The sequence below is a fragment of the Mesorhizobium sp. 113-3-3 genome (assembly GCF_016756495.1).
Classification (GTDB): Bacteria; Pseudomonadota; Alphaproteobacteria; order Rhizobiales; family Rhizobiaceae; genus Mesorhizobium.
This window is the reverse complement of record NZ_AP023243.1, coordinates 4,351,532-4,376,205: the sequence shown is the minus strand read 5'-3', so window position 1 is coordinate 4,376,205 and position 24,674 is coordinate 4,351,532. Positions and strand designations below refer to the sequence as shown.

The 24,674-nt window shown below is 61.1% G+C and carries 24 protein-coding genes and 3 tRNA genes; 15 read left to right on the top strand and 12 right to left on the bottom strand.

What is annotated here, in order from left to right; translation table 11 throughout:
• Window positions 1-32: 32 nt before the first annotated feature.
• Genes JG746_RS21360 through JG746_RS21340 form a run of 5 tightly spaced genes read right to left on the bottom strand, consistent with a single transcriptional unit; the run spans window position 33 to window position 4,627 of the window.
• Window positions 33-794 carry an MBL fold metallo-hydrolase gene (locus JG746_RS21360; RefSeq protein WP_202354547.1) on the bottom strand — a complete coding sequence of 254 codons (762 nt, stop codon included), beginning with the start codon at window positions 792-794 and terminating at the stop codon, window positions 33-35.
• 1 nt (window position 795) lies between these two features.
• On the bottom strand, window positions 796-1,860 hold the full coding sequence (locus JG746_RS21355; RefSeq protein ID WP_202354546.1) for an ABC transporter ATP-binding protein: 1,065 nt from the start codon (window positions 1,858-1,860) through the stop codon (window positions 796-798).
• Window positions 1,857-2,639, bottom strand: coding sequence for an ABC transporter permease (locus JG746_RS21350; RefSeq protein ID WP_202354545.1), 783 nt, complete (start codon window positions 2,637-2,639; stop codon window positions 1,857-1,859). The genes JG746_RS21355 and JG746_RS21350 overlap by 4 nt, the downstream gene beginning before the upstream one ends.
• A 1-nt stretch (window position 2,640) precedes the next feature.
• Complete coding sequence (locus JG746_RS21345; protein ID WP_244730358.1) at window positions 2,641-3,522, bottom strand: ABC transporter permease; 882 nt, start codon at window positions 3,520-3,522, stop codon at window positions 2,641-2,643.
• Window positions 3,523-3,535: 13 nt separating this feature from the next.
• Window positions 3,536-4,627 (bottom strand): polyamine ABC transporter substrate-binding protein, encoded by a 1,092-nt coding sequence (locus JG746_RS21340; protein WP_202354544.1) that lies wholly within the window; start codon window positions 4,625-4,627, stop codon window positions 3,536-3,538.
• A 91-nt stretch (window positions 4,628-4,718) separates the two neighbouring features.
• Between JG746_RS21340 and JG746_RS21335 the strand changes: the two genes are divergently transcribed.
• The 3 genes from JG746_RS21335 to JG746_RS21325 all read left to right on the top strand — a co-directional run bounded on the left by JG746_RS21335 (window position 4,719) and on the right by JG746_RS21325 (window position 8,718).
• Entirely contained in the window at window positions 4,719-5,333 is a 615-nt protein-coding gene (locus JG746_RS21335) for a TetR/AcrR family transcriptional regulator (protein ID WP_202354543.1), read from the top strand.
• 772 nt (window positions 5,334-6,105) lie between these two features.
• Window positions 6,106-7,461, top strand: coding sequence for a sensor histidine kinase (locus JG746_RS21330; RefSeq protein ID WP_202354542.1), 1,356 nt, complete (start codon window positions 6,106-6,108; stop codon window positions 7,459-7,461).
• A gap of 288 nt (window positions 7,462-7,749) precedes the next feature.
• Window positions 7,750-8,718, top strand: a complete 969-nt coding sequence (locus JG746_RS21325; protein ID WP_244730356.1) for a sugar ABC transporter substrate-binding protein — start codon at window positions 7,750-7,752, stop codon at window positions 8,716-8,718.
• A 75-nt stretch (window positions 8,719-8,793) separates the two neighbouring features.
• Here JG746_RS21325 and JG746_RS21320 read toward each other — a convergent pair.
• Window positions 8,794-8,869: transfer RNA gene (locus JG746_RS21320), tRNA-Thr, on the bottom strand.
• Between the two features lie 157 nt (window positions 8,870-9,026).
• Here JG746_RS21320 and JG746_RS21315 point away from each other — a divergent pair.
• From JG746_RS21315 to JG746_RS21305, 3 genes are all read left to right on the top strand, one after another.
• Entirely contained in the window at window positions 9,027-9,194 is a 168-nt protein-coding gene (locus JG746_RS21315) for a hypothetical protein (RefSeq protein WP_202354541.1), read from the top strand.
• Window positions 9,195-9,396: 202 nt separating this feature from the next.
• Window positions 9,397-9,597, top strand: a complete 201-nt coding sequence (locus tag JG746_RS21310; protein ID WP_202354540.1) for a hypothetical protein — start codon at window positions 9,397-9,399, stop codon at window positions 9,595-9,597.
• Between the two features lie 187 nt (window positions 9,598-9,784).
• Window positions 9,785-10,090, top strand: coding sequence for a BA14K family protein (locus JG746_RS21305; RefSeq protein WP_202354539.1), 306 nt, complete (start codon window positions 9,785-9,787; stop codon window positions 10,088-10,090).
• Between the two features lie 86 nt (window positions 10,091-10,176).
• On the opposite strand, the gene JG746_RS21300 is transcribed toward JG746_RS21305, so the two are convergent.
• Window positions 10,177-10,590 carry a hypothetical protein gene (locus JG746_RS21300; RefSeq protein WP_202354538.1) on the bottom strand — a complete coding sequence of 138 codons (414 nt, stop codon included), beginning with the start codon at window positions 10,588-10,590 and terminating at the stop codon, window positions 10,177-10,179.
• A 124-nt stretch (window positions 10,591-10,714) separates the two neighbouring features.
• A complete protein-coding gene (gene bhcR / locus JG746_RS21295; protein ID WP_202354537.1) occupies window positions 10,715-11,536 on the bottom strand; it encodes an HTH-type transcriptional regulator BhcR in 822 nt (273 codons plus the stop codon).
• 213 nt (window positions 11,537-11,749) lie between these two features.
• On the opposite strand from bhcR, the gene gcl reads away from it, so the two are divergent.
• From gcl to JG746_RS21280, 3 genes are all read left to right on the top strand, one after another.
• Window positions 11,750-13,531, top strand: coding sequence for a glyoxylate carboligase (gene gcl, locus JG746_RS21290; RefSeq protein ID WP_202354536.1), 1,782 nt, complete (start codon window positions 11,750-11,752; stop codon window positions 13,529-13,531).
• Between the two features lie 10 nt (window positions 13,532-13,541).
• Window positions 13,542-14,339, top strand: coding sequence for a 2-oxo-tetronate isomerase (gene otnI / locus JG746_RS21285; protein ID WP_202354535.1), 798 nt, complete (start codon window positions 13,542-13,544; stop codon window positions 14,337-14,339).
• A 103-nt stretch (window positions 14,340-14,442) separates the two neighbouring features.
• Window positions 14,443-15,360: a 2-hydroxy-3-oxopropionate reductase gene (locus JG746_RS21280; protein WP_202354534.1), complete on the top strand. Its 918-nt coding sequence runs from the start codon at window positions 14,443-14,445 to the stop codon at window positions 15,358-15,360.
• Window positions 15,361-15,468: 108 nt separating this feature from the next.
• On the opposite strand, the gene JG746_RS21275 is transcribed toward JG746_RS21280, so the two are convergent.
• Window positions 15,469-16,317, bottom strand: a complete 849-nt coding sequence (locus JG746_RS21275) for a TrmH family RNA methyltransferase (protein WP_202354533.1) — start codon at window positions 16,315-16,317, stop codon at window positions 15,469-15,471.
• 202 nt (window positions 16,318-16,519) lie between these two features.
• Between JG746_RS21275 and JG746_RS21270 the strand changes: the two genes are divergently transcribed.
• From JG746_RS21270 to JG746_RS21260, 3 genes are all read left to right on the top strand, one after another.
• Window positions 16,520-16,604 (top strand) — tRNA-Tyr (locus JG746_RS21270).
• An 89-nt stretch (window positions 16,605-16,693) separates the two neighbouring features.
• Window positions 16,694-16,767 (top strand) — tRNA-Gly (locus tag JG746_RS21265).
• Between the two features lie 488 nt (window positions 16,768-17,255).
• A complete protein-coding gene (locus JG746_RS21260; protein ID WP_202354532.1) occupies window positions 17,256-18,845 on the top strand; it encodes a hypothetical protein in 1,590 nt (529 codons plus the stop codon).
• A 309-nt stretch (window positions 18,846-19,154) separates the two neighbouring features.
• Here the strand turns inward: JG746_RS21260 and JG746_RS21255 are convergent, their stop codons facing one another.
• Window positions 19,155-19,604, bottom strand: coding sequence for a YidB family protein (locus tag JG746_RS21255; protein ID WP_202354531.1), 450 nt, complete (start codon window positions 19,602-19,604; stop codon window positions 19,155-19,157).
• A gap of 130 nt (window positions 19,605-19,734) precedes the next feature.
• Between JG746_RS21255 and JG746_RS21250 the strand changes: the two genes are divergently transcribed.
• Window positions 19,735-19,992: a GlsB/YeaQ/YmgE family stress response membrane protein gene (locus tag JG746_RS21250; RefSeq protein ID WP_202354530.1), complete on the top strand. Its 258-nt coding sequence runs from the start codon at window positions 19,735-19,737 to the stop codon at window positions 19,990-19,992.
• A 62-nt stretch (window positions 19,993-20,054) separates the two neighbouring features.
• Here JG746_RS21250 and JG746_RS21245 read toward each other — a convergent pair whose 3' ends face one another.
• Both JG746_RS21245 and JG746_RS21240 read right to left on the bottom strand, forming a co-directional pair.
• A complete protein-coding gene (locus JG746_RS21245; protein ID WP_202359563.1) occupies window positions 20,055-20,192 on the bottom strand; it encodes a hypothetical protein in 138 nt (45 codons plus the stop codon).
• A gap of 112 nt (window positions 20,193-20,304) precedes the next feature.
• Window positions 20,305-21,192: a DMT family transporter gene (locus tag JG746_RS21240; RefSeq protein ID WP_202354529.1), complete on the bottom strand. Its 888-nt coding sequence runs from the start codon at window positions 21,190-21,192 to the stop codon at window positions 20,305-20,307.
• A 294-nt stretch (window positions 21,193-21,486) separates the two neighbouring features.
• On the opposite strand from JG746_RS21240, the gene tuf reads away from it, so the two are divergent.
• Window positions 21,487-22,662, top strand: a complete 1,176-nt coding sequence (gene tuf / locus JG746_RS21235) for an elongation factor Tu (RefSeq protein ID WP_010909256.1) — start codon at window positions 21,487-21,489, stop codon at window positions 22,660-22,662.
• A gap of 238 nt (window positions 22,663-22,900) precedes the next feature.
• Window positions 22,901-24,646, top strand: a complete 1,746-nt coding sequence (locus tag JG746_RS21230) for a hypothetical protein (protein WP_446721044.1) — start codon at window positions 22,901-22,903, stop codon at window positions 24,644-24,646.
• Window positions 24,647-24,674: the final 28 nt, after the last annotated feature.

Below are 24,674 nucleotides of genomic sequence, written 5' to 3'. Positions count from 1 at the left end.
GCAGCCGGCCAAATCGCGAGCGCACGGTCCCTTTACGGGCTCTGCCGCAGGTGGCAGCCGGCCTGGCGTTTTTGCGCCAGGTACTCGTCGATCAGCTGGCGGTAACGCACCTTGCCGAAGCTCGGGAAATGGCCGCCATGCACGACCGAGACGTCGAGATCGCGCATGGCCAGCAGCGTCGCCATGTAGTCTGGAATATCCGAGTGATAGGCGTCGTCGATTAGCGGGCCGTCATAGATGATGTCGCCGGACAACAGGATGCCCGTCCCGTTTTCGTAGAGCGCGATGCCGCCTGGCGAGTGACCAGGTGTGTGGATCACCTCGAAGGCGCGGTCGCCGAGATCGACAACGTCGCCATGTTCGAGCAGGCGGTCGGCGGGCGCAGGCAGGATTCGGTAGCGGGACGACTCCCAGCCGTGCGGCAATCGATCGAACATCTCGTCGGTCGCATAGCGGTCGGCCACCGTCCATTCGTTGCGCGGATCGGCGAGGATTTTTGCTTCGGCAAGGTGCACGCAACGGTCGGGAAATTCGTGATGGCAGCCGATATGGTCGAAATGCGTGTGGCTGGCGACGCAGGTCAGCTTGCGCTCCGCAACCAGCGGCACGTGTTTGCGCAGGCTGAAATGGCCAAGGCCGGTGTCGAACAGAAGGTCGCGGTCGCGGCCGCGCACATGCCAGATGTTGCAGCGGAAGAAGGGTTTGATCCACGGCTCGTGGATCAGCGTGATGCCATCGGCCATGCGGATGGTCTCGTACCAGTCTGGTGCGTCGATGACCGGAAGGTTGCCCATTTCAGTCCGCCAAAACGATGATCTGGTCCGTATCGCACGAAACGGCAACCGTGTCGCCGGGCTGGAGGGTAGCGGTCGCTGGCAACTTGGCGATGAACTGCAGCGAGGGGCCTTCGACGGAGACGGCAAGCACGCGCTTGAAACTGCCCTGGAAGACGACATCGGTCACTTTCGCCATGCCGAGACTTGCACTGCCGGCGGCTCCGCCGAGCATGAGATGCTCCGGCCGTATAGCCAATGCGACAGCCGAGCCCACGGGCAAGGCGCTGCGCGCCAAAACCGGTCCGGCAGGCGTCGTCACGGTGCTGGTCCTGTCCTTGGCCTCCGAGACCGTGCCGGCCAGGATGGTGCTTTCGCCCATGAAGGTGGCGGAAAAACGCGTCGCCGGCCTGGCATAGACGCGCTCGGGCGGCCCTTCGTCCTCGATGCGGCCGTCATTCATCACCACGCAATGGTCGGCCAGCGCCATCGCCTCTTCCTGGTCGTGGGTGACATGGATGAAGGCGGTGCCGACGCGCTTCTGGATCGCCTTCAACTCGTCCTGCATCTGTCGGCGCAATTTGAGGTCGAGCGCGCCGAGCGGCTCGTCGAGCAGAAGCACAGCAGGCTCGATCACCAGAGCACGTGCCAGCGCCACGCGCTGCCGCTGGCCGCCGGATAGCTGGTGCGGCTTCTTGTCGAAGGCGGAGGCGAGGCCAACCAGCGCCAATGCCTCACGTGCCTTTGCGGCCCGCGTCGCGCCATCGACGCCCTGCATGCGCAGCCCAAAGCCGACATTGCCGCCGACGCTCATATGCGGGAACAGCGCGTAGTCCTGGAACACGGTTGTCGTCGGGCGTTTCGCCGGCGGCACCGCGGTGCAATCCTCGCCGCGGATGAAAACCTTGCCTTCGCTGGGGGTGACGAAGCCGCCCAGGATGGAGAGCAGCGTCGTCTTGCCGGAGCCCGACGGCCCGAGCAGGATGGTGTAGCTGCCGGGTTCGATCTTGAGCGAAACGTCTTTCAGCACGGCCAGCTGTCCGAAACGATGCGAGACGGCGCGGATGTCGACCAAAGGCGCGGTCATGTTCTTCTCCGGCGCAGCAATGTCAGTTCGAACAGCACGACCAGCACGATGGAAACGGCGAAGACCAGCGAACCGACCGCATTGGTTTTTGGATTGAGACCGGAGCGCAGCAGGTTCCAGATTTCCACCGGCAGCGTGGTGTCGAAGCGGGTCAGCAGGAAGGAGATCACGAACTCGTCCCAGGAGAAGGTCATCGACAGGAAGAAGCCGGCGAAGATCGCCGGCGCCATCACCGGTACGGTGATCAAGAGCAGCACCTTCCATTCCGGCGCGCCGAGATCGCGCGCGGCGCGCTCGATGTTGATCTGATGGTCGCCCATCTGGCTGTAGATGATGGCGAAGCACAGCGGCAGGTTGATCACGACATGGCCGATCCCCGCGGCAAGCAGCGATTTCGGTACGCCGGCCCAGTTGAACAGCACCAAGAGCCCCATGCCAATGATGAGGTAGCTGACCGTCAAAGGTAGGGTGATCAAGCCACGCAGCAGGCTGGAGCCGGGCAGCACGAAGCGTGCAAACCCCCATGCCGAGAGGAAGCCCAGCGTGACGGCGGTGGCCGAGGAGATCGACGCCACCAGCAGCGAGTTGACCAGCGCCGAAGTCAGCCGCGTGTCGCTGAGAACCACCTCATACCAGCGCAGCGACGGTCCGGTGAAAGGCGGGATCGGAAACGACGTTGCCTGCAGCGAGAACAGCACCAGCACCACCACCGGCAGGAAGATGAAGCCGTAGACGGCAAGCGCGTAGACCAAGGAAGCGGCACGGACGATCTGGCGCATCTCAGGCCCGCTCGATCTTCAGCCAGCGCGCGCAGGCGAGATAGGCAACGGTGACGACGGCCATCAGGATGATCGACAGCGCGGAAGCCAGCGGAAAATCGCCGCGCCGGCCGATCTGCATCATCACCAGTTGCGGCATCAAGAGCTCGTTGTTGCCACCCAGGATCTGCGGCGTGATGTAGTCGCCGATGCACAGCACGAAGGTGAGGAAGGCGCCGACCATGATGCCGGGCAGGGTCAGCGGCAGGATGACATGCAGGAAGGTGCGCACCGGTCCGGCGCCGAGATCGGCGGCCGCCTTGCGGTAGCTCGGACTGAGCTGCTTGAGGTTGGCGAAGATGGTCAGCGTCAGCAGCATGACGAAGAAATGCACGAAGCCGGTGACGGTGGCCAAACGCGTGTTGGCAAGCTGCAGCGGCTCGCTGACCAGGCCGGAGCCGGTGAGCGCGCGGTTGATGACGCCGTTCTGCGCCAGCACCAGCAGCCAGGAATAGGAACGCACGACGTAGGACGTCCAGAACGGCAGCACGGCCAGCATCAGCGCCAGCCGCTGCCAGCGTTCGGGCACCTGTTCGGCGAGGATCCAGGCGAAGGGATAGGCCAGCAGCACCGAAACCACGGTGACGATCGCCGTTACCTCCAGCGAGTTCACCATCGCCTGCCAGTAGGAGGGGTTGGTGAAGAACTGGCTGTAATTGGAAAGCGTGAAGCCGCCGCCCTCATGCGCCGTGAGGCTGGAAAACCCCATGGCGATGAACGGCAGGACGAAGAACAGCAACGTCCAGCCGAGCGCCGGCGTGACCAATGCCCAGGGCAGAGCATCGCTCGCCCGGGGCAGGGCACGGCCCGCCGGGGGCACAATGTTGTTTCCCGCTGGGTTCATGAGCAGTGTCAGCTCATTTCGCCTGCAGCATTTCGGTCCACATGTCCTGCATCTTCTTGTCGAGATCGGCATTCGGCGCGGGATAGGCTTGCGCGCGAGCCAGGAAGCCGGGCTGCTCGTCGAAGCGCAGGACCTTCTTCTGGTCGTCGGTCAAAGCCGCCTTGGTGTTGGCGGGCATGCCCCAGTAGCAGGACGAGGTGGCAAGCCGCGCCTGGCCTTCCGGGCTCAGTATGTACTGGATGAACTTCAGCGCCATGTCCTTGTTCTTGGAATCCTTGAACATGGCCAGCGACTGCGACCACAGCACCGCACCTTCCTTGGGAATGGAGAAGTCCAGCGCCGGGTTTTCCTTGGCCAGCCCCGCCGTCACCCACTCGCCGCCGCCGACCAGTATGTCGACCTCGCCGGTGGCGAGCGCGGTCTGGCTGGCGGTGACCTCGCCGACCAGCTTGGCGTTGGCCTTCATCTTGAGCAGCTCTTCCTTGAGCGCGGGCAGGTCGGCTTCCGTGAGGTCCGCCGTCTTCTTGCCGATGGCGAGTGCGGCCATGCCGATGACCGGCAGGTAATAGTCGTAGATGGCGACCTTGCCCTTGTATTTGTCTGCTGTCAGCGACGCCAGGGACTGCATGTCGGCCGGGTCGACCTTGGTCTTGTTGAAGCCGATCGTGTTGTAGCCGAACTTTTCGGTGATGCCGTAGCGCTTGCCGCCGACGACGGTGGAGCCATCCATCTTCACTTGCGGAAAGAGGTCGGCGAAGGGCAGTTTGTCTTCCGGCAACGGCTCGAACAGGCCCTTTTCGACGCCGCGCGGCACATCGATACTGTCGATCACCATCACGTCCCAGTCGCCGGGCTGCGATTGCTCGACGATGGCCAGCCCAGCACCGGTGCCTTCGAACTCCTTGACGTTGACCTTGACGTTGTTGGCTTCCTCGAAGGGCTGCAGCAGCGCCGGATCGGAATGGTCGCACCAGATCAGCGCGTTGAGATCGGCGGCCTCGGCGAGGCTGCCGGCGCCAAGCAGAAATGCCGTGGCGGCGCAGGCGGCGTGCAGATGGCGCTTAAGGACGGAAAGCGGATTCCCGGATGCGGATTTGATGGACATCGAGTGTTCTCCCTTGCCTTTGTGGCTTCTTGCAAAAAGTTGAACCAATTCTAAAATTGAGTCAATTCTGTTTTTGTGGCAAGAGGCTGCTATGAGCGGATTGCGGGCAAGGCAAAAGGCGGACCGGCACAGGCGCATCATCGAGGCGGCGGCGGCGCTTTTCCGTGAGGCCGGCTATGAGGGCGCCAAGATCGAGGCCATCGCCGCGCAGGCGGAAGTGTCGATCGGCACGATCTACAATTACTATGAAAACAAGGGCGACATCCTCGGCGCCATCGTCTCGCTTGAGGTCAACGAGGTGCTCAATGCCGGCCGCGGGGTCGTCGCCAGGCCGCCGGCCAATGTCGGCGACGCGCTGGACACGCTGATCGGCATCTATATCGAGCACTCGCTGCACTATCTCAGCAAGGAGATGTGGCGCCAGGCCATGGCGATCTCGACGCAACTGCCCGACAGCCCCTTCGGCCAGGCCTACTCCTCACTTGACCGCTCACTCACCGAACAGATCCGCGCGCTGATCGCTCGGCTGCAGGAGCTTGGCCTCGTGCGCCAGGACATAGACGGGGCAGCGGTCGGCGAACTGATCTTCAACAACATGAACATGATGTTCATCGAATTCGTGAAACGCGACGAGGCGAAGATCCCGGAACTGCGCGCGGCGATACGAAGGCAGAACCGGATATTGGTGGCGGCGATCGGGGTGTGAGGGGATTGCGGCTCGGTCGGATCCACTGAGCGGTTGACGAGTGTCTTTGGCGCAGCCTGTGCGAAACCTCTCGAGATCCGGGTCATAGAGGCGCCCCAGTTCAATGCCCAGCTTATGCGTGCGGCTTGGGATAGTGTGCGGGAGGGGCAATGCGCAGCTTTTTCGGGGTTCTCTTGGTATCTGGTGTGGTTTGCGCCCCAACCTTTGCCGGTGACATTGAAGGGCCGATGGAAGCAATTCGGCCTCATGGGAGCGTGGTCGCCGGATTGCAGCAAGGACATTTATCAGCCGACGATGGGTAGGGTTACGTTTGCTGCACCGTCAGGCGGACAAGCGACGGAGACCATCCTAGACAAGCACGGCGGCGTGTTGGTGACCACTGTCGATCAAGTGACTGAATCGGCAATCGTTGCCAGCGACGAATCGGGATAGGCCTCCACCCCCCTAACGGTCACCCGATCGGACGGCAAAGCAGCATCCCGACACGACTACGACAATATGCATCTTGTCTTTCAGAAGGTCGAAGCAAGGATCGAGGTGGTTCGGGTTCAGCTCTAAGGCCTGCCGGAAATCCAGCGGTCGGCTTTCTTTGAGAAATGCCTGAACTAGAGCATGGGGCGGTTGGCGGCGCTGCCGTGTCGTTCACCACCAGTTCGCAGGGCCGGAAGATGTTGGCGCAAATCAACTCCGAGCAGCCAAGTTTTGCGTGTGTGGCTTATTAGCTCTCACTACATGATGGCGCGGCCACCCAAAATCGGGCAGGAATGCCCGAATGCCAGTTTCCAGCCGCAAAATTGTCCGACTCACATCCGCGTCCCTGCTCATCGGGTTTGCGGCGCTTATGGCCATCGTTGCCACCAACTTCTGGCTGGGGCAGAGAGCTCAATCCTATTTCGACAATGCGATTGAGGCGCGTGACACGCGTATCGCGGCCGTTGAGTTGAGAAATGCAATGCAGACGGCGGAGGCGAGTGAGCGCGGCTTCGTCATCACCGGGAACGAGATCTATCTGGGGCCTTACCAGACCGCTAAGGCGCAAGCGCAGCGTCATCTGCAGGCTTTGCAAACCTTACTGACATCCTACCCCAACTCGCAATCCACGCTGCAACGGCTATCCGCGATCATAACCACCAAGTTTGATGAGCTCGACCAAACGATAGCTCTCAAGCGTGATCAGCGCGACGCCGAGATACTGGCGATATTCCGCACCAACAGAGGCAAGGCTCTGACCGACGAAGCCAACGTGTTCTTTTCGGGAATCATTGGACGAGCCGATGACCGGCTGACGTCAGGGGTCGCCGAACAGCGCGCCAACAGCGCATGGCTGCGGCTCGTTTCGGCAATCGGCGGGTTCGTCATCGTCGCCGTGGTTGGCGGAGCAGCCTATGGTGCCGCTCGCTACACCAGGGAACTTCGCGACACGCGCGACGAGGTCAATGCGCTCAACAGCGAGCTGGAGCAACGGGTCGCCACCCGTACCGAGGACTTGGCCAAGGCGCGCGATCGGGCCGAAGTGCTTTTGTCGGAGGTCAATCACCGCGTCGCCAACAGCCTGGCTCTGGTCTCGTCGCTGGTGAACCTGCAATCGAAGGCTGTCGGAGACCGTGCTTCGAAGGATGCGCTCGCTGAAACCCAGGATCGCATCTTTGCGATTTCGCTCGTTCACAGGCGGCTCTACGGCTCGTCCGATGTCCGCTCGGTTGATTTGGACGAATATCTCATTGGGTTGCTCGATCACCTGCGCACCTCGCTGCGCAGCCAAGTCCATGGTGTGGGCCTGTCTTACAGCATCGACCCGATCAAGCTCGAAACCGACATCAGCATCAACCTTGGCGTGGTGATCACCGAACTGGTCACCAATGCCTTCAAATACGCTTATCCGGATGGTGTCGGAGAAGTCCGCGTCCGGCTCAGCAAGCTGCCAGGCGAGCAAGCGGAACTGGTGGTTGAAGACGATGGGGTCGGAAAGGCTGAAGGTACGCCCGCCAAAGGGACCGGTGTTGGCAGCAGGATCATCCATGCCATGTGCATCAGCCTGGGTGCCAAGATCGAGTATCGAACGCTTCAGCCGGGAACCGCCGCTCATTTGGTGTTTTCGACGAAACCACGGCGCTCTACCGCTGCATAGTAGACCGCGCCGTCGCGAGATGGAAAAAATGACTGCGGCAGCACCGCGCGTGTGATGTGATAATCGTGGCGCCAGCAATTGACGGCGACGGGGGTAGACGTGTTTGATCATAAGAAGATTGTCTGCCGATGGCCAACTGGGCCGGCGATAGTTCTGCTTCTTGTTGCCACGATGGGAGGTAGTTTCGCGAGTGCCGGGGAAGGTGGCCCGGGCATTACGCAGCGGACAGTATTCCCCGCCTTCGATCCACACGTGCGCTCATGCAACGCCCCAGCTGGTCTCACAAAGGTGCTGGCCTATGTGCAGGAGAACGACCGCGACTTCCTGCAGGGGGTCGACCACGGCCTGACCATGGCCGCAAAGAATCGGAGCTTGGAATATCGAAGAGTTCTGGTGGAAAATGATGTGGGAAAGGCGATAACCCAGGTCCAGTCTTTGGTGGCGGCAAAGGTTGGCGCCATGGTTGCCACCTCTCCGGATCCGACGGCTTTCAGTCCCGCCCTTCAGCAGGCAATCTGGTCGGGTGCGTTTGTCGGCACCATCGTGCCTCCGCCGGCAACATTGCTGCTCAATGCACCGCAATATCGAACGGGCAAGGTTCTGACCGACGCAGCGATCGATCACATCAAAACCAAGCTCGGCGGGAAAGCCAAGGTCGTTCTGCTGACCCAGGATACAATGGAGTTTCTGGCGCCTCGGTTCGAGGCCATGCGGGCTGGCCTGAATGCGATGCCCGGCGTGACGATCGTCGCAGATATCGCGCCGAAGCCGGTTAGCAAGGAAGGCGGGTTCGCCACAATGCAAACCGTCCTTCTTGCCAATCCCAACATCGACGTGGTGCTCGGCGGCGACGCGGTCGTGCTTGGTGCGCTGGAAGCGTTGCGCGTGGCGGGGAAAGATCGGCCCGACCAATTCCTCGGCGGAATTGACGGCGAGCCGGAGGCCGTCGCTGAAATCAGGAAAGGAAACAGCCCTTACAAGGCGAGTATCTCGTTGTCCTCGCCCGTTTTCGGATATGCCATGGGAGAGTTTGCAGCCGACTGGCTCGAAGGCAAAAGCATTCCCCAGGCGATGGACATCCTTCCCATCGCGCTGACGAGCGCCAATCTTGCGCAGTACGAGGCCGACCTTAAGGACCCGTCCTCGGTTTATGCGGATGCGGCGCGACGGGACGCCTATCTGAAGATGTACGGGAACATCTGCTACGACAGCCGCGACAGCTACGTGAACTTCCCTTGGTCGTCGGAGCAGAAGTAGCTGATAGGTGCTGGGCCTTATCCTCGCTGCTCGGCAGGCGAGTGAGTAATAGAAGCAGAACTGTCTCGGGTGAACTGGTGCCCCCGGACGGGATCGAACCGCCGACCTTCGGTTTACAAAACCGCTGCTCTACCAGCTGAGCTACAAGGGCACGGCGCTCCGGTAGCATATTTCGTGCGCCAGTAAAGACAAAACTCCGTTTTCGGTTACCCCAACGGTGGATGAAGCCGCCGACGGCCCATGCTGAAATCCGCCGGCGCGCTTCCTACATAACGCTGAGGTGCAATCGCTTCGGACTGGAGTGTCGCATGATCAGGCTTGTCATCATTCTCCCTCTCGTCGTCATCGCCTGGATGCTGCTGGTGAAGCTCATCAGCGACGTCAAGAAGGCCAATGTCGACTGGACTGGCGTGACCGCAATCATCGGCTTCATCGCGCTCGCCTTCTGGCTTCGGCATGTCACGGGCATGGGATGAGAGAAGGCGAATAGGGAATAGCGAATAGTTGGTAGCTTGGCCGAAATCCCTGTGATCCTGCCCCTTCGCTACTCGCTACTCGCTACTCGCTCTTCCTCTCGCCCGCCAAAGAATCTCCCCGGCTTTCGAACCTTTTGACAGGCTGCGCCGACTGATCTCCAGAGGCGAATGGTCGCCTCGGTCAAGGATCCAGGAGATCATCATGTTCAAGCGCATGCTCACTTCCGCTCTCGTCGCCGTTTTCGTTGCCACAGGCGCGCTGGCCGCCACGGTTCAGACGTCGTCGGCTCACGGTATGCATCATCACCATCATTACTATGAAGACGACTATGGCGACTACTGGTGGTACCACCATCACCATCACCGTCATCATCACCATGGCCGGGTGGTTATCATCCTTTGACGCCAAGGCCTGTTGCTTTCGAAGGGCGGCTTCGGCCGCCCTTTGCATTTTTCCGTGGCCCCGCAGGCGGGAACCGACGGCATCTTCGAAAAAAGATCAAAAAAGCCTCGAACCTTTTTCCGCGCGGCAGCGACAGATGATCAAGAGGCGGATGGATCGCCTCGGTCAACGAAGCAAGGAGATCATTATGTTCAAGCGCACACTCGTTTCCGGCCTCATCGCCACCACCGTCGCTGCCACCGCGCTGGTCGGCACCGTTCAGCCTTCGGCGGCTCATTCGCATCACCACGACCTCGGCATTGGTATCGCCGCCGGCGTCGGCGGGTTCGTCCTTGGCAGCCTGCTTGCCCAGCAGTCGCCGCGTACAGTCTATGTCGACGAAGATGGCGGTTCCTGGCATGTCCGCCGCTGCTTCGATCGCTACGCGAGCTACGATCCGGACTCCGACACCTACATCGGCCGCGACGGCTACAGCCACTATTGCCGGCTCTGAGCGGAGGAGGATTGCTCCAGTTATGGAAATAGGGGCTCGAACGAGCCCCTTTTTCGTTTGCGTTACAAATGCTTATAGTTGGGTTCTCAGACCGGATCGGAGATCGGTAATCCGGCTGCGCTGCAGGTGCTGTCGACGAGACGCCTGGTTTCCAAAGCGCCGCCCATGGCGACGAGCTCGAAGCTGCTGGCCGTATCCGGGTAGATCCTGGCAATGAAGGCTTGGTCGCCGGAACCGCCGGACGGAGCCTTGCCGCTGACGAAGCCGCAGACCACGATCTCCTTGCGGCCGTTCAGCGTCCGCTCGCCGGCAAGCGTCCTTCCGAGCCTGGCCGAGGCAGGATCCGGCAAACGCTGACGGATGCCGGTGATGACGATCTCCTCGAGCGCGAGCGAGAACGGAATGGGATCGACGCGCTGGGAGCCGGCATCGGGTCGAGGTGTCGTCGCCACGCACCCGCAAAGCGAAGCGACAAGCAGAAGCTGAACCGTTTTCCTCATCCACGCCCTTTCGCATGCCTTCGAACGCCAGGGCAAGACGGAGCCCGCCGGCGCTTGCAGGGCCGGCATACTGCTCGATTTGTTCGATATTGCGACCAGGAGCGCGCTGTCCGGGGCAGGCTGATCAGCCGGCTTGCAGGCCGCCGATCATCCGGGTCACCTCGGCCGCGGCGCTGCGCACCATCGGGCCGATCTCGGCCAGCCGCTCCGGCGTCACCCGCACGGTCGGCCCCGACACCGAGACGCCGCCGATCGGCTCGCCGAATTCGTTGAAGATGGCGGCCGCCACGCAGCGCATGCCGGGGTGCCGCTCCTCGTCGTCGACCGACCAGCCACGCTGCTTGATGACAGCCAGATCGTGGGCAAGGGCAGGGATCTCGGACAGCGTCTTGTCGGTGAAGCGCTGCAGGCCGGCCTTGCGCAGAATGGTGCCGACGCGCTCCGGCTCGAGATGCGCCAGCACCGCCTTGCCGATGCCGGAAGCGTGGAAGGGGCTGCGCGTGCCCGGGCGAAAGAAGGCGCGGATCGCCTGGTGCGTCTCGACCTGGCTGACGAAGACCACGCAATCATCCTCGGCGACGCCGAGATTGGCGGTCTCGCCGGTTCTTTCCATTAGCTCCTGCATGACGATGCGGGCGCGGTCGACCAGCTTGCGGCGGCGCAGGAAGGCCGCGCCCATGCGGTAGGTCTCGACGCCGATCGACCACAACTGGTCCGATGTGTCGAACTCGACCATGCCGTGATTTTCGAGCGTCGTCAGCATGCGGTAGGCGGTGGAGGCGGCTAGGCCACTCTGCGCCGAAATCTCGCTCAACGACAGGCCGCTGCCCTCCGCGACAATGGCCAGTATGCGCAACGCCCTGTCCAGCGACTGCACCGAACTGGCTTCGGCAGGCCCGTTGAAAGCGCGCGGCCGGCCGCGCTGCCGTTTCTCAGTGGTTTCCATCGCGCCAGTTTCGCCGATTTCGTCGAATGCGCAATGAAAAAGTTTTTCACTGGAGCGGCACGGCAAATTCCTGGAAAACCGAAAGTCCAATAAAATCAGCAAATAGTCGCCGTTTTCTAGAAATGAAAAAATATTCTGAAAAAATTGAAAAATAGCCGGCTTGCTGAGATAACAGGCCATCCAACAATGACAACCCAAGTGGAGGGCCGGAAAATGGCCAGGATGCGCGCTGTCGATGCGGCGGTTCTCGTGCTCGAAAAGGAAGGCATTGCCTGCGCTTTCGGCGTGCCCGGCGCGGCGATCAATCCGCTTTATTCGGCGCTGAAGGCGAGGGGCACGATACGCCATGTGCTGGCCCGCCATGTCGAGGGCGCCTCGCATATGGCCGAAGGCTATACCAGGGCCAAAGCGGGCAATATCGGGCTCTGCATCGGCACGTCTGGGCCGGCCGGCACCGACATGATCACCGGGCTCTACTCGGCATCAGCCGATTCCATTCCGATCCTGTGCATCACCGGCCAGGCGCCGCGGGCACGGCTGAACAAGGAGGACTTCCAGGCCGTCGATATCGCCGCCATCGCCGCGCCCGTGACCAAATGGGCGGTCACCGTCATGGAGCCCTATCTCGTGCCGATGGCGCTGCAGAAGGCGTTTCATCTCATGCGCTCGTCGCGGCCCGGTCCGGTGCTGATCGACCTGCCGGTCGACGTCCAATTGGCCGAGATCGAATTCGACATCGATGCCTATGAGCCGCTGACGCCGTTCAAGCCGGCCATGACACGCGCCCAGGCCGAAAAGGCGCTGGCGATGCTCAACGCGGCGGAAAAGCCGCTGATCGTCGCCGGTGGCGGCATCATCAATGCCGATGCATCCGATCTGCTGATCGAATTCGCCGAAATAACGGGCGTTCCGGTCATCCCGACGCTGATGGGCTGGGGCGCGATCCCCGACGACCACCGGCTGATGGCCGGCATGTGCGGCCTGCAGACCTCGCACCGCTATGGCAATGCGACGATGCTCGAAGCCGACTTCGTCTTCGGCATCGGCAACCGCTGGGCCAACCGCCACACCGGCTCGGTCGACGTCTACACCAAGGGCAAGAAGTTCATCCATGTCGACATCGAGCCGACGCAGATCGGCCGTGTCTTCGCGCCGGATCTCGGCGTCGTCTCCGATGCGGGTGCGGCACTTAAGATGCTGCTCGACGTCGCCACCGAGTGGAAGACGGCTGGAAAGCTGCGCGACTGGTCGGGCTGGGCCAAGGAATGCCAGGCCCGCAAGAAGACGATGAAGCGCAAGACGCATTTCGACCAGGTGCCGCTGAAGCCGCAGCGTATTTATGAGGAGATGAACAAGGCGTTCGGCCGCGACGTCACCTATGTCACCACGATCGGCCTGTCGCAGATCGCCGGCGCGCAGTTCCTGCATGTCTACAAGCCGCGCAACTGGATCAATTGCGGCCAGGCCGGCCCGCTCGGCTGGACCCTGCCGGCAGCCCTTGGCGTGCGCGCCGCCGATCCGGACCGCGCAATCGTGGCGCTGTCGGGCGACTATGATTTCCAGTTCATGATCGAGGAACTGGCGGTCGGCGCGCAGCACAGACTGCCCTACATCCATGTCGTCGTGAACAACGCCTATCTCGGCCTGATCCGCCAGGCGCAACGCGGTTTCTCGATGGATTATGAGGTGAGCCTTGCCTTCGAGAACATCAACCGATCGGGCGATCCCGAAGCCGGCTATGGCGTCGACCACGTCGCCGTTGCCGAGGCCATGGGCTGCAAGGCGGTCCGGGTGCGCAAGCCGGAGGAATTCGCCGCCGCCTTCAAGCAGGCGCAGCGGCTGATGAAGGAGCACCGGGTTCCGGTCGTGCTCGAATTCATCCTGGAGCGCGTCACCAACATCTCGATGGGCACCGAGATCGACAAGATCACCGAATTCGAGGACCTTGCCGAAAGCCATGAGGATGCGCCGACCGCGATCGTGATGCTGGATTAGGAGAAGAAGAATGCCGCGTTTTTCAGCCAATCTGTCGATGCTCTTTGGCGAGCATGATTTCCTCGATCGCTTTGACGCCGCCGCCCGCGCCGGCTTCAAGGGCGTCGAATATATCGGTCCTTACGATTATGCGCCGGAGGTGGTGGCCGCGAGGCTGAAGAAGAACGGCCTGACGCAAGTGCTGTTCAATCTGCCACTAGGCGACTGGGGCAAGGGCGAGCGCGGCATCGCCGTGCTGCCGGACCGCGTGCCGGAATTCCGCCAGGGCATCGCCAAGGCGATCACCTATGCGCAGGCGCTCGGCTGCCAGCAGGTCAACTGCCTGGCCGGCATCGCGCCGGCGGGCGTCGACCGCAAGGTGCTCGAGGAAGTTTTCGCCGAAAACCTCGCCTTCGCGGCGGAGAAGCTGGAGCAGGCCGGCATTCGCCTGCTGATCGAGCCGATCAACACCCGCGACATTCCAGGCTTCTTCCTCAACCACTCCGACCAGGCGTTGGCGCTGATCGACCGCGTCGGCTCGAAAAACCTGTTCCTGCAATACGACATCTATCACATGCAGATCATGGAGGGGGATCTCGCCCGTAAAATCGAGGCAAACCTCGGCCGCATCGCGCATATCCAGCTTGCGGACAATCCCGGCCGTCACGAGCCGGGAACGGGCGAGATCAACTATCCCTTCCTCTACGACCACATCGACCGCATCGGCTATTCCGGCTGGATCGGCGCGGAATACAAGCCGAAGGCCGGCACCGAGGCAGGGCTGGGCTGGTTCAAGGACCTGTCTGGCCAGGGCAGCGCGGCGGCTTAGGAGCCGGCGCTCACGCTGCCAATCTCCCCCCTCGTGGGGGAGATGTCCGGCAGGACAGAGGGGGGCGCGAAGGAACGCGGCCTAACAAAGACGGAGAAAAACAATGGAAACCATAGGCTTCATCGGCCTCGGCATCATGGGCGCGCCGATGGCGGGGCATCTTCTGGACGCCGGCTACAAGGTCGTCGCCAGCGACCATCGCAGCAAGCCTTCCGCCGACCTCGTCGCCAAGGGCCTGAAGACTGTCACCGGCCACGCCGCCGTCGCCAAGGCTGCCGACATCGTCATCACCATGGTGCCCGACACGCCTCAGGTGGCCGACGTGCTGTTCGGCGACAATGGCGTCGCCTCCGGCCTGTCGAAAGGCAAGCTGGTCATCGACATGAGCTCGATCTCGCCGATCGAGACCAAGGTCTTCGCCGGAAAGATCAACGATCTCAGCTGCGACTATCTCGACGCCCCGGTCTCGGGCGGCGAGGTCGGCGCCAAGGCGGCGTCACTCACCATCATGGTCGGCGGCGAGGAAAAGGCGTTCGAGCGCGCAAAACCCGTCTTCGAGAAGATGGGCAAGAACATCACGCTGGTCGGACCGAACGGTGTCGGCCAGACCACCAAGGTCGCCAACCAGATCGTGGTCGCGCTGACCATTGAAGCCGTCGCCGAAGCGCTTGTTTTTGCTTCGAAAGCCGGCGCCGACCCGGCTAAGGTCAGGCAGGCGCTGATGGGCGGGTTGGCGGCGTCTCGCATCCTCGAAGTGCATGGCGAACGCATGGTCAAGCGCACCTTCGCGCCGGGCTTCCGCATCGAACTGCACCAGAAGGATCTCAACCTGGCGTTGGAAGGGGCAAAAGCGCTCGGCGTGTCGCTACCCAATACCTCGACCACGCAGCAGCTGTTCAATTCCTGCGCCGCCAATGGCGGTGCGAAGGAGGATCACTCGGCACTGGTCAGGGCGCTGGAGCGGATGGCGAACTTCGAGGTTGGTGGGGAAGTGGCCGAGGTCAAAGGCAAAGCGGCATAGGTCGGGAGAGGGCGGCATAACGTTCCCAAGCCGCCATCCTTGTCCTGTCAGAGAACGGGTTCCGGCATTTGTCGCCGGAGCCCGTTTCTCGTTGCGAGGGCAGGCGGTTTAGCCGCGCTTCAAGAATGCCCGCGCCGCATAAAGGCTGATCGCTGCGGCGTTCGACACGTTGAGCGAGCGGATCGCGCCGGGCATGTCGAGCCGCGCCAGAGTGGTCACGGTTTCGCGCGTCTTCTGACGCAGGCCCTTGCCTTCGGCGCCGAGCACCAGCGCGATCCTGTCGCCGGTAAAGCTGGTTTCGAGTTCCGCCGGCCCGTCCGAATCAAGCCCGATGGTCTGGAACCCCGCCTCATGGAGTTGGCCGAGCGCGTCGGCCAGGTTCTTCACCTCGATCTGGTCGATATGCTCCAGCGCCCCGGAGGCGGATTTCGCCAGCACGCCCGATTCCTGCGGGCTGTGGCGCGCCGTGGTGATCAGCGCGCCGGCGCCGAAAGCGACCGCCGAGCGCAGGATGGCGCCGACATTGTGTGGATCGGTGACCTGGTCGAGCACCAGCACCAGCCTTGTGTCGCCGAGCGCGTCGAGGCGCTTCGCTTTTAGCGGCTCCGCTTCGATCAGCACGCCCTGGTGCACGGCATCCGATCCGGTGATCTTGTCGATGTCCCGGGGTTCGACTAGGTCCGCCTTGAAGGGCAGGGCGGCGAGATCGGCGATCTCCAGTCGCTCGGCCGCATTGCGCGTCACCAGCATTCTGCGAATCTTGCGGCGCGGATTGTCGAGTGCAGCGCGCACCGTGTGCAGGCCATAAAGTCGCACCAGCCCGTCGGCTGCGTTCTCGCCGGGCGGCACGGGCTGGCGCGGCCGGAACGCCGGGGCGCCGCCGCTTTTCTCTTCGCGGTGCGCGCGGCGCAGCTTGGCGTAATGGGTGTCTTTGGGGGTGTTGGTCTTGTTGCTCATGGCCGGCTTCTATAGCGGTCCGCCGCGGCCAAGGATATGGCCCGTCGCCGCAGCCGGCGAACAACGTCGAAAAACCCTTCCAGTGCGGTTGACACCCACTGGCCTTGCCGCCATAAGGCGCTTCGCTGATTTCGGACAAGACTTCTATCTCGGGCTCCGGGGTCGGCAAGAATGCCTCGTTGCATGGCTCCGGCGGCAGACTGGAGAGGTGCCCGAGTGGTTAAAGGGGACGGACTGTAAATCCGTTGGCTTAGCCTACGTTGGTTCGAATCCAACCCTCTCCACCACTGCCGGCCCGGAAGCCCTGAAACGAAAAAGCATCGGGCCGAAAAGTGCATGGCGCTTTTCGGGTGAATCCGATACTTCAGTGCAAGGCGCGGGTATAGCTCAGTGGTAGAGCAGCAGCCTTCCAAGCTGAATATGCGGGTTCGATTCCCGCTACCCGCTCCAGACTTTCGATTTGAAATCGCTAACAAAATCTCATCCTTGAAAATGCGCCGTGTCACGCCCGTGTCACTGCCGCAGCTTGGCCCGTGCATCGGCGACCTTGCGGTTGTTGTTGATGCCACGGTTGCTGACGTAGCCTTGCGTTGCCGTGGCGGTGGTTGGGCCGGCCATTTTTCGCGCCGATTCCAGGTCAGTGGCGGCTTCGGCTTGGAGATGGCGCCGGCCCTGGCATCCATTGACCAGATACTTTCGGGAACTTTCGCCGCGGCGATCTCGCGCCAGTCGGTGGCATAATAGTTTTCCCGATAGGGCAGGCAGGTGTTTTCCTCGACGACCAACGGGCCGATCTCCGGCAACTTGATGCGCTTCAGCACCATCTGGACAAGCCGGGCACCTGACGTTGATCTTCAATCCCTGATAGTCCGCTTCGCTGCAGAACCAAAGCGCGCTATACACTTCGATCGTGTGGTCGCCTCAACGGGTTAGATTAAATGGATGACGACGACATTCCTCCGAATAGGGTCACATTCAAAAACATCGAAAAAAAAGCAAATTCTCTGCGTGAATTACTGGGTGAGCCCATCTTCTCTAGACTAATGCGCGGTCACGAAAAGTATACCAGAGCAGACGATTTAGAAGCTCGCTTTTGGGCAACTAACTCGGTGCACCCGTTCGTACCCGCCTGGTATGAAACATTGGACAGTGCAGCTAAGTCGCTCGCAGCCGGCTCGATGCAAGTCTCGGAGGAAGCGACATTTTTGCTGGAATTGCAATTCGCTCTCGATTTTCTGAAGTCTAGCCACAGCTACGCAGATACAATAACTAGGCTCATCGATAAATCGCAATTTTTTTCCACGTTATTTGAATTATTCATATATATGACATATTCATTTGAATTGCATCGGGATGTTAATTTCATTCCAGAGAGCACTGTCCAGGGAGAGAAGCGGCCTGACCTCGTGTTCAAATCAAATGACGGATCTCTCGTTTATATTGAGTGTAAAAGCATGCTCGACGATGTTCGAGTTGAGCAGCGAGTTTTGTTGGATATTCTGGCTGCCATAGCCAGGAAATTGAAAGGTTCAACTATGAGTCTTTCAGTTATCATCCGGGCTAATAGCAGGCTTAAACCGGGCGACAGCGACGCCATTATAGTCACGGCCTCCGACTTGATTGAAAACTATCCGCGACTGACGCGTGCAGACACAGATGACTTCGCGCTACGGGTTTTCAAGATTTTGGAAGTTGGCCAGCACATGGAGTTGCCGATTGAATTCCAAGCCCTTGAGGGCGCAGATTCGATGATAGGAGGCGGCGAGTATTACGAGACCGAAATTGAAGGGGTCACGAAATCATTTGCCCGAAAGCTCTGGAAAATCGATACATTTACATTCCCGGATACGAAACAGTCAGAGAGAATCGTTGGCCTCATTAAGAAAGCCAGCAAGCAACTCCCGCGCGACGTTCCGGGCATAATTCACCTGCAGATTCCTTATCGAGATCCACGCCACTTTCAGTCGGTTCTGGATGAGGTAAAAAGCGCAGTCGACAACGAGAGTTCTAAGCGGACTCATGTCTGCGCTATCGTAATAACAGGTAGATTTCAAGACAAAGAAAAGCACAAGAGGGCAGGAGGCGATCCGATCCTCACTTTTCATTCCGTCATTCCAAACTATAATGCTGAGTTTGTTCTCCCGAAGGATTTTCGGTTGTTGGGATCGCATCCTGATATGACCATTACCGACGAGAACGATGTCGAAAAGACATTCGAAATGGGTGCGGAAGGGGGCCTGCTGACAAAGTTTGCGCCAGAAGCAGAGTTGTCAGACCATGGGGGCGTTCATATTGTCCAATATTGCTCTCGAGATGGCCGTCAACAGATCAATGTTTGGCAGGATTTTAACAACCGTGCACGGGTGGAAGTTTGGCATGAGGAGGCCGGACATCACACGTTGGATATCGATTTGAGCACGATCCGATTGAACCAAACGAACAAGGCGTTGGTGACTTGGAGTAAGCGAGGCATCAGATTCGTTGTCAACGGGAATGGTGTGATCAAGTCTTATATCGGCGACGATTGACGCCTCTGGTGGATCGCTGGACTTGGTTCTCAACGAAGCCTGTGAAAGAGGGCTTCTGCGCATCCGGGAAGCTCGTGCCGTGCGTGTCCAATGCCACGGGAACTGTCACGGGTGACGCGTTTGTGTCCGTGGATGACACTGCAAACGTCTGAACTGTGACACGCGCCGACGGGTCAGTGACACGGCGCATTGATTTCGCTGCGTTCCTGAGGGCCTTCCCGCTACCCGCTCCAGATTTTCCCCACAATCGCAAACCCAGACACTGCGCGACAACGCGCGCAGCGCTTCAGGACATCAAGGCGTGCCGCGTCAGCTGTTGAACGCCGACGCCACCTGGTGCTGCTGCGGCACCTGGCCGTTCGGCGTCAGTTTGTCGACGATGCCGGGCAAGGCGGTGGACAGCTGCTTGAGCAGTTCCTGCTCGTCCAGCCCGGTCCGCTGCGCGATCTCGCGGATGACCTGTGGCCCGAGTGCCGCGCCGAGATCATTGGCGTTGATCGACTGGTTCTGCCCGGTGCCGACCCAGGAATCGGCGACATTGCCGTGGCCGGCATCCCTGAGCTTGCCGAGCAGGCCGCCCAGTCCGCCGAGCAGTCCGCCGTCACTGGCGGCGGGGTCGGCCGGCACGGGCGTTTGAGGCTGATCCGGCTGTTCGGCACTTCTGCCGCTCAACATTTTTCCGACCAGCAACGCGCCGAGCGCGATCATCAGCGGTTTCGTGATGTTGCCGCCGGGAACGGCGTTGTCAAAAAGTCCCATAAGTGGATCCTCCATCTAGCCAAGCCCAGCCCACCTTCAACAATGGCGCATCCGGGCGGAATTTCAAGCTGGCTTGAGCTTTTGACAATCATATGAAAATGTCGGGTCGGCGGGGGATGGAGAGGAAAAAATGGGTATCATCAGCTGGATCATTCTCGGCGCCATCGCCGGCTTCCTGGGCAGCAAGATCGTCAACAAGACCGGCCAGGGCCTGATCATGGATATCGTGCTCGGCATCGTCGGCGCCATCGTCGGCGGCGTGATCTGCAGCCAACTCTTCGGCGTGGGTGTCTCCGGCCTTAACATCTCCAGCCTGATCGTCGCCGTGGTTGGCGCGGTGATTGTGCTGTGGGCCTACCACCAGTTCAGTGGAAGGCGGACGCTCTAAGCGCCGGCTGCATCGTCTGAAGTTTTGAGTTTCTGCCGAGGCACGACCAGCTGCGGGCTTGCCTATGGCATCAGCACTGCGTCGGCCGCGGCGAAGAAGATCAGCGTTCCGGCGATGAACACCGCCCAGCCGATCAGCGACTTGCGAATGGCGGCCTTGTGCTCGGCGTCGGAATTCTTGTTCTGGTCAAAATCGGTCATGGGAACCTCCCTTGGCTGATTGATCATGTCTTCGCCGGATAGACGGCATATCGCCGAATAGACGATCGATCCGGCCTCCGCAACATTGGAAACAGGCGCTCTGCTGCCGATGCTAGGCGACGACGGTCAGCCGGCGCTTGCGCTGGTCCAGCGACACGATGGTCAGCCCGCTGGCCACCACCAGCAGGATGCCGCAGACCGCCAGCGTATTGGGGAACTGGCCGAACACCAGCAGGCCTGAAATGACGGCCCAGACGGTGAAGCAGTAATAGAACGGCGCCACCGCGCTGGTCGGCCCGACGCGATAGGCCATGAAGATGAAGAAATGGCCGAAGATCAGGAAAAGACCGGCGCCGGCAAGCAGCAGCAAATGGCGTGCTTCTGGCATCACCCAGCGCTCGGACGCGAGATGCGCCGCACCGGCGCCGATCAGCACCACCACGACGGCGGAAATCGCCACGATCATCCCTGGCACTTCAGCGGCGACACGCCTGCCTGCGAGGTCGCGCGCGGCTGACAGCGCGGCGTTGCCAAGCGCCAGCAGGGCATAGACGGAGATGCCTTGCATGGTCGGCTGAGCCACCATAAGCGCGCCGATGAAGCCGAGCCCGATCAGCGCCATGCGCTGGCCGCCGATGCGCTCCCCAAACAGGATCGAGGAACCGACCAGCATCAGGAGCGGCGTGATTTGTCCCAGCGCCGTGGAATCCGCGATCTGCATGTTGGCGAGCGCCACGACATAGCAGAGGATCGCCGCCAGCTCGAGCAGGTTCCTGCGCAGCACCCGGCCGTCGAAGATCAGCGGGATCTGTTTGCCGTAGCCCAAAAGGAACAGCAGCGGGAAGCCCCAGAGCGCTGCCGCGACACCGCGCAGAAACAGCACCTCGTAGGACGGCAAGCCTGCCGTCGCGAGTTTCATCATCGTGTCGTTGACGAGATACGATCCCGTCGAAACGATCATGAACAGCGGGCCGCGGATCGGGGCAGGGATGAAATGCATCGGGGCAAGAGATCAGACCTCGGTGGCCGCCGCAATGGGCCATCAACTGGCCGTGATCGAGACAGGAATTGGCCGGCAAGAGCAGGGGACATAGGCCTCGATCGATCGGCCTGCCACCCATTCCATTTCCCCCATCGCCTTCCTATATCAGCACCATATCCCCGCAATCGGATCCCAGGTTCGGACTGAGTGAGACGGCACCCGGCCAAAAGACGCTTGTGTTTTTTGGCCTTTGTCGCTAATCGCCCCGCATTCGACTGAACTGAAGGTCAAGGCCGTCCAAGGAAAGAGACTATGGCAAAAGGTAAATTCGAGCGCACTAAGCCTCATGTGAACATCGGCACGATTGGTCACGTTGACCATGGCAAGACGTCGCTGACGGCGGCGATCACGAAGTATTTTGGCGAGTACAAGCGCTACGACCAGATCGATGCGGCGCCGGAAGAGAAGGCGCGCGGCATCACCATCTCGACGGCTCACGTCGAGTATGAGACGGCCAACCGCCACTACGCCCACGTCGACTGCCCCGGCCACGCCGACTATGTGAAGAACATGATCACCGGCGCCGCGCAGATGGACGGCGCGATCCTGGTGGTTTCGGCTGCTGACGGCCCGATGCCGCAGACCCGCGAGCACATCCTGCTGGCCCGTCAGGTCGGCGTGCCGTCGATCGTGGTGTTCCTCAACAAGGTCGACCAGGTCGACGACGCGGAACTCCTCGAACTGGTCGAGCTCGAGGTTCGCGAGCTTTTGTCGAAGAACGAGTTCCCCGGCGACGACATTCCGATCGTCAAGGGTTCGGCTCTGGCTGCACTTGAAGATTCGAACAAGACGATCGGCGAGGACGCGATCCGCGAGCTGATGGCTCAGGTCGATGCCTACATCCCGACGCCGGTTCGTCCGCTGGACAAGCCGTTCCTGATGCCGATCGAAGACGTGTTCTCGATCTCGGGCCGCGGCACGGTCGTGACCGGCCGCGTCGAGCGCGGCGTGGTCAAGGTCGGCGAGGAGCTGGAAATCATCGGCATCCGTCCGACGACCAAGACGACCTGCACGGGCGTTGAAATGTTCCGCAAGCTGCTCGATCAGGGCCAGGCTGGCGACAACATCGGCGCGCTGCTGCGTGGCGTTGATCGTGAAGGCGTCGAGCGCGGCCAGGTTCTGGCCAAGCCCGGCACGGTGAAGCCGCACAAGAAGTTCGTGGCCGAAGCCTACATCCTGACCAAGGACGAAGGTGGCCGTCACACGCCGTTCTTCACCAACTACCGCCCGCAGTTCTACTTCCGCACGACGGACGTGACCGGCATCGTGTCGCTGCCGGCTGGCACCGAGATGGTGATGCCTGGCGACAACATCACGGTCGATGTCGAGCTGATCGTGCCGATCGCCATGGAAGAGAAGCTGCGCTTCGCCATCCGTGAAGGCGGCCGCACCGTCGGTGCCGGCATCGTCGTCACCATCAAGGAATAATCGACCCCGGCATCAGCCGGATCGACAAGAAAAGGGCGGTCTTCGGGCCGCCCTTTTTCGTTTACTTGCCGTGCAGAACAAGTCTTGCGCGGTTGTTTCGAAGCTATTGCAAGCACCGTTGCCGCAACTATTATAGGTTGCGTCGAGGGGGCTTTTGCCAAGAGTGGTTTTGGGGCGTCGTTCAAACAACATCGCAAGTTGGTGGCGTGCGCTGGTTCGCCTGGTGCCGGTGCTTGCGATGGTGATGGTTGCCTTCGCCGCGAAGGCCGATAACACCTCCGACCCGAAAACATGGAATCCCGATACCTGGTACCTTCAGCACCTTCTGTCCGACGGACTTTCGGAGATGCAATTTGCCGTCGTCCGCAGCAACGCCGCTGGCTGTGAGCCCAACTGTCCGGAATGGATTTCGGCTGAAGGCGCCATCGAAGCCGCTACGCCGGCCAAGCTCAAGCGTATATTGAAGACGCTAGGCGGTCGCCAACTGCCGATTATCGTCAACTCCCCCGGCGGCAATGTCGACGCCGCGCTCCAGCTCGGCCGCATAATCCGCAAGAACAAACTCGATGTAGCCGTCGGAGCCACCAAATTCTCCGGCTGTCAGCCGGGAACGGGCGATTGTCGGGCCAACGATGGCAATGGCGCCACCTACGTCGGCATCGCGTCCGACGGCGGCGCCATCTGTAATTCCGCCTGTCCGCTGATGTTTGCCGGAGGCGTCCAGCGCCTGGTCGGGCGATGGGCCTATCTGGGCGTCCACCAGATCACCACGACATTCCAACGCCAGCAGGTCTATTATCGCACCACGTACAGAATTGTGCGCGGCAGGAAGAAGATCATCAGCAGCAAGATCGTCAGCCGTACGAACGCCGGCACCTACAAGACCTACGAGATGAGCAAGGCGGTTGAGAGGAAGCTGTCGGCCTATCTCAGGGAAATGGGAGTGGGGCAAGGTGTTCTCGAGGTCATGAAAGCCACAGCCGCGGGTGATATCCGCCAGATCGCCCTCGACGACATGACGACGATGAAGTTGGTCACCGGCAAGGGCACTGTCGACCTGCTTATATCGGCGGGCATATGCCGGCGAAATCCCGGGCCGGCGAACTGCAGGGAAATCCCTGCGAACGCCAAGCCGGCCAACGTGGCGTCGATTGAGGCCAAACAACCGGCTCAAGTCTCACTCTCGCAGCCTGCCAAGGCGGCGCCAACCCAGCCTGTCAAGGCAGCAACCACTCAGCCTGCCAACGCAGCATCAACCCAGCCTGCCAAGGCTCCTCCCGCCAAGCCGTTCTGGGCAGCGCCAGGAAACGCAGCGCTGGAGATGCGCTTCGTGGTCGTTCGTGGCAGCGATCCGCTCTGCGATCCGGACTGCCCGGAATGGATCTCGGCGGAAGGCGCGATCACGCCTCGGACCACGGACAGGCTTCGCCATTTGCTCGCCGCGCTTGGCAATCCGCGCCTTCCCATTGTGATCAGTTCACGAGGCGGCGATCTGTTTGGCGCCTTGGCGGCGGGGCGGCTTATCCATGAGCGGAAGCTCGACGTCGTGGTCGCCCGTACCAATATCACAGGCTGCAGCCCGGCCGGCGCGGGTTGCTCGGACGACAACGGCACCTATGTCGGGCTGGTCAGCGATGTTGGCGTGGAGTGCGATTCAGCCTGCGCGCTCATGCTTGCCGGCGGCGTCACGCGGCTGGTCGATCCCAAGGCGCGGCTCAGCATCTACGCAATGGGACAGAAGCGGATCGTCAAAGCCTACCTGGAGGAGATGGCGATCGCTCCCACACTGTTCGCGGCGCTCGAACAGCGCTCGGTCGAGCGCCAGCTCGAACCCGAACTGATGCTGGGGGTCGGATTGACCTCTGGTCCGCAGTCAGTAGACGTGCTGACAGGCCCCACCATTTGCAAATCGGCGCCAAAACCGGACAATTGCCGGGCTTTGTCGTCGGCGGATGCCGAGGCAAAGACGCCGCCGAAACTTTAGCGCACCGTTTCCGGTCTTGCGTGACTCG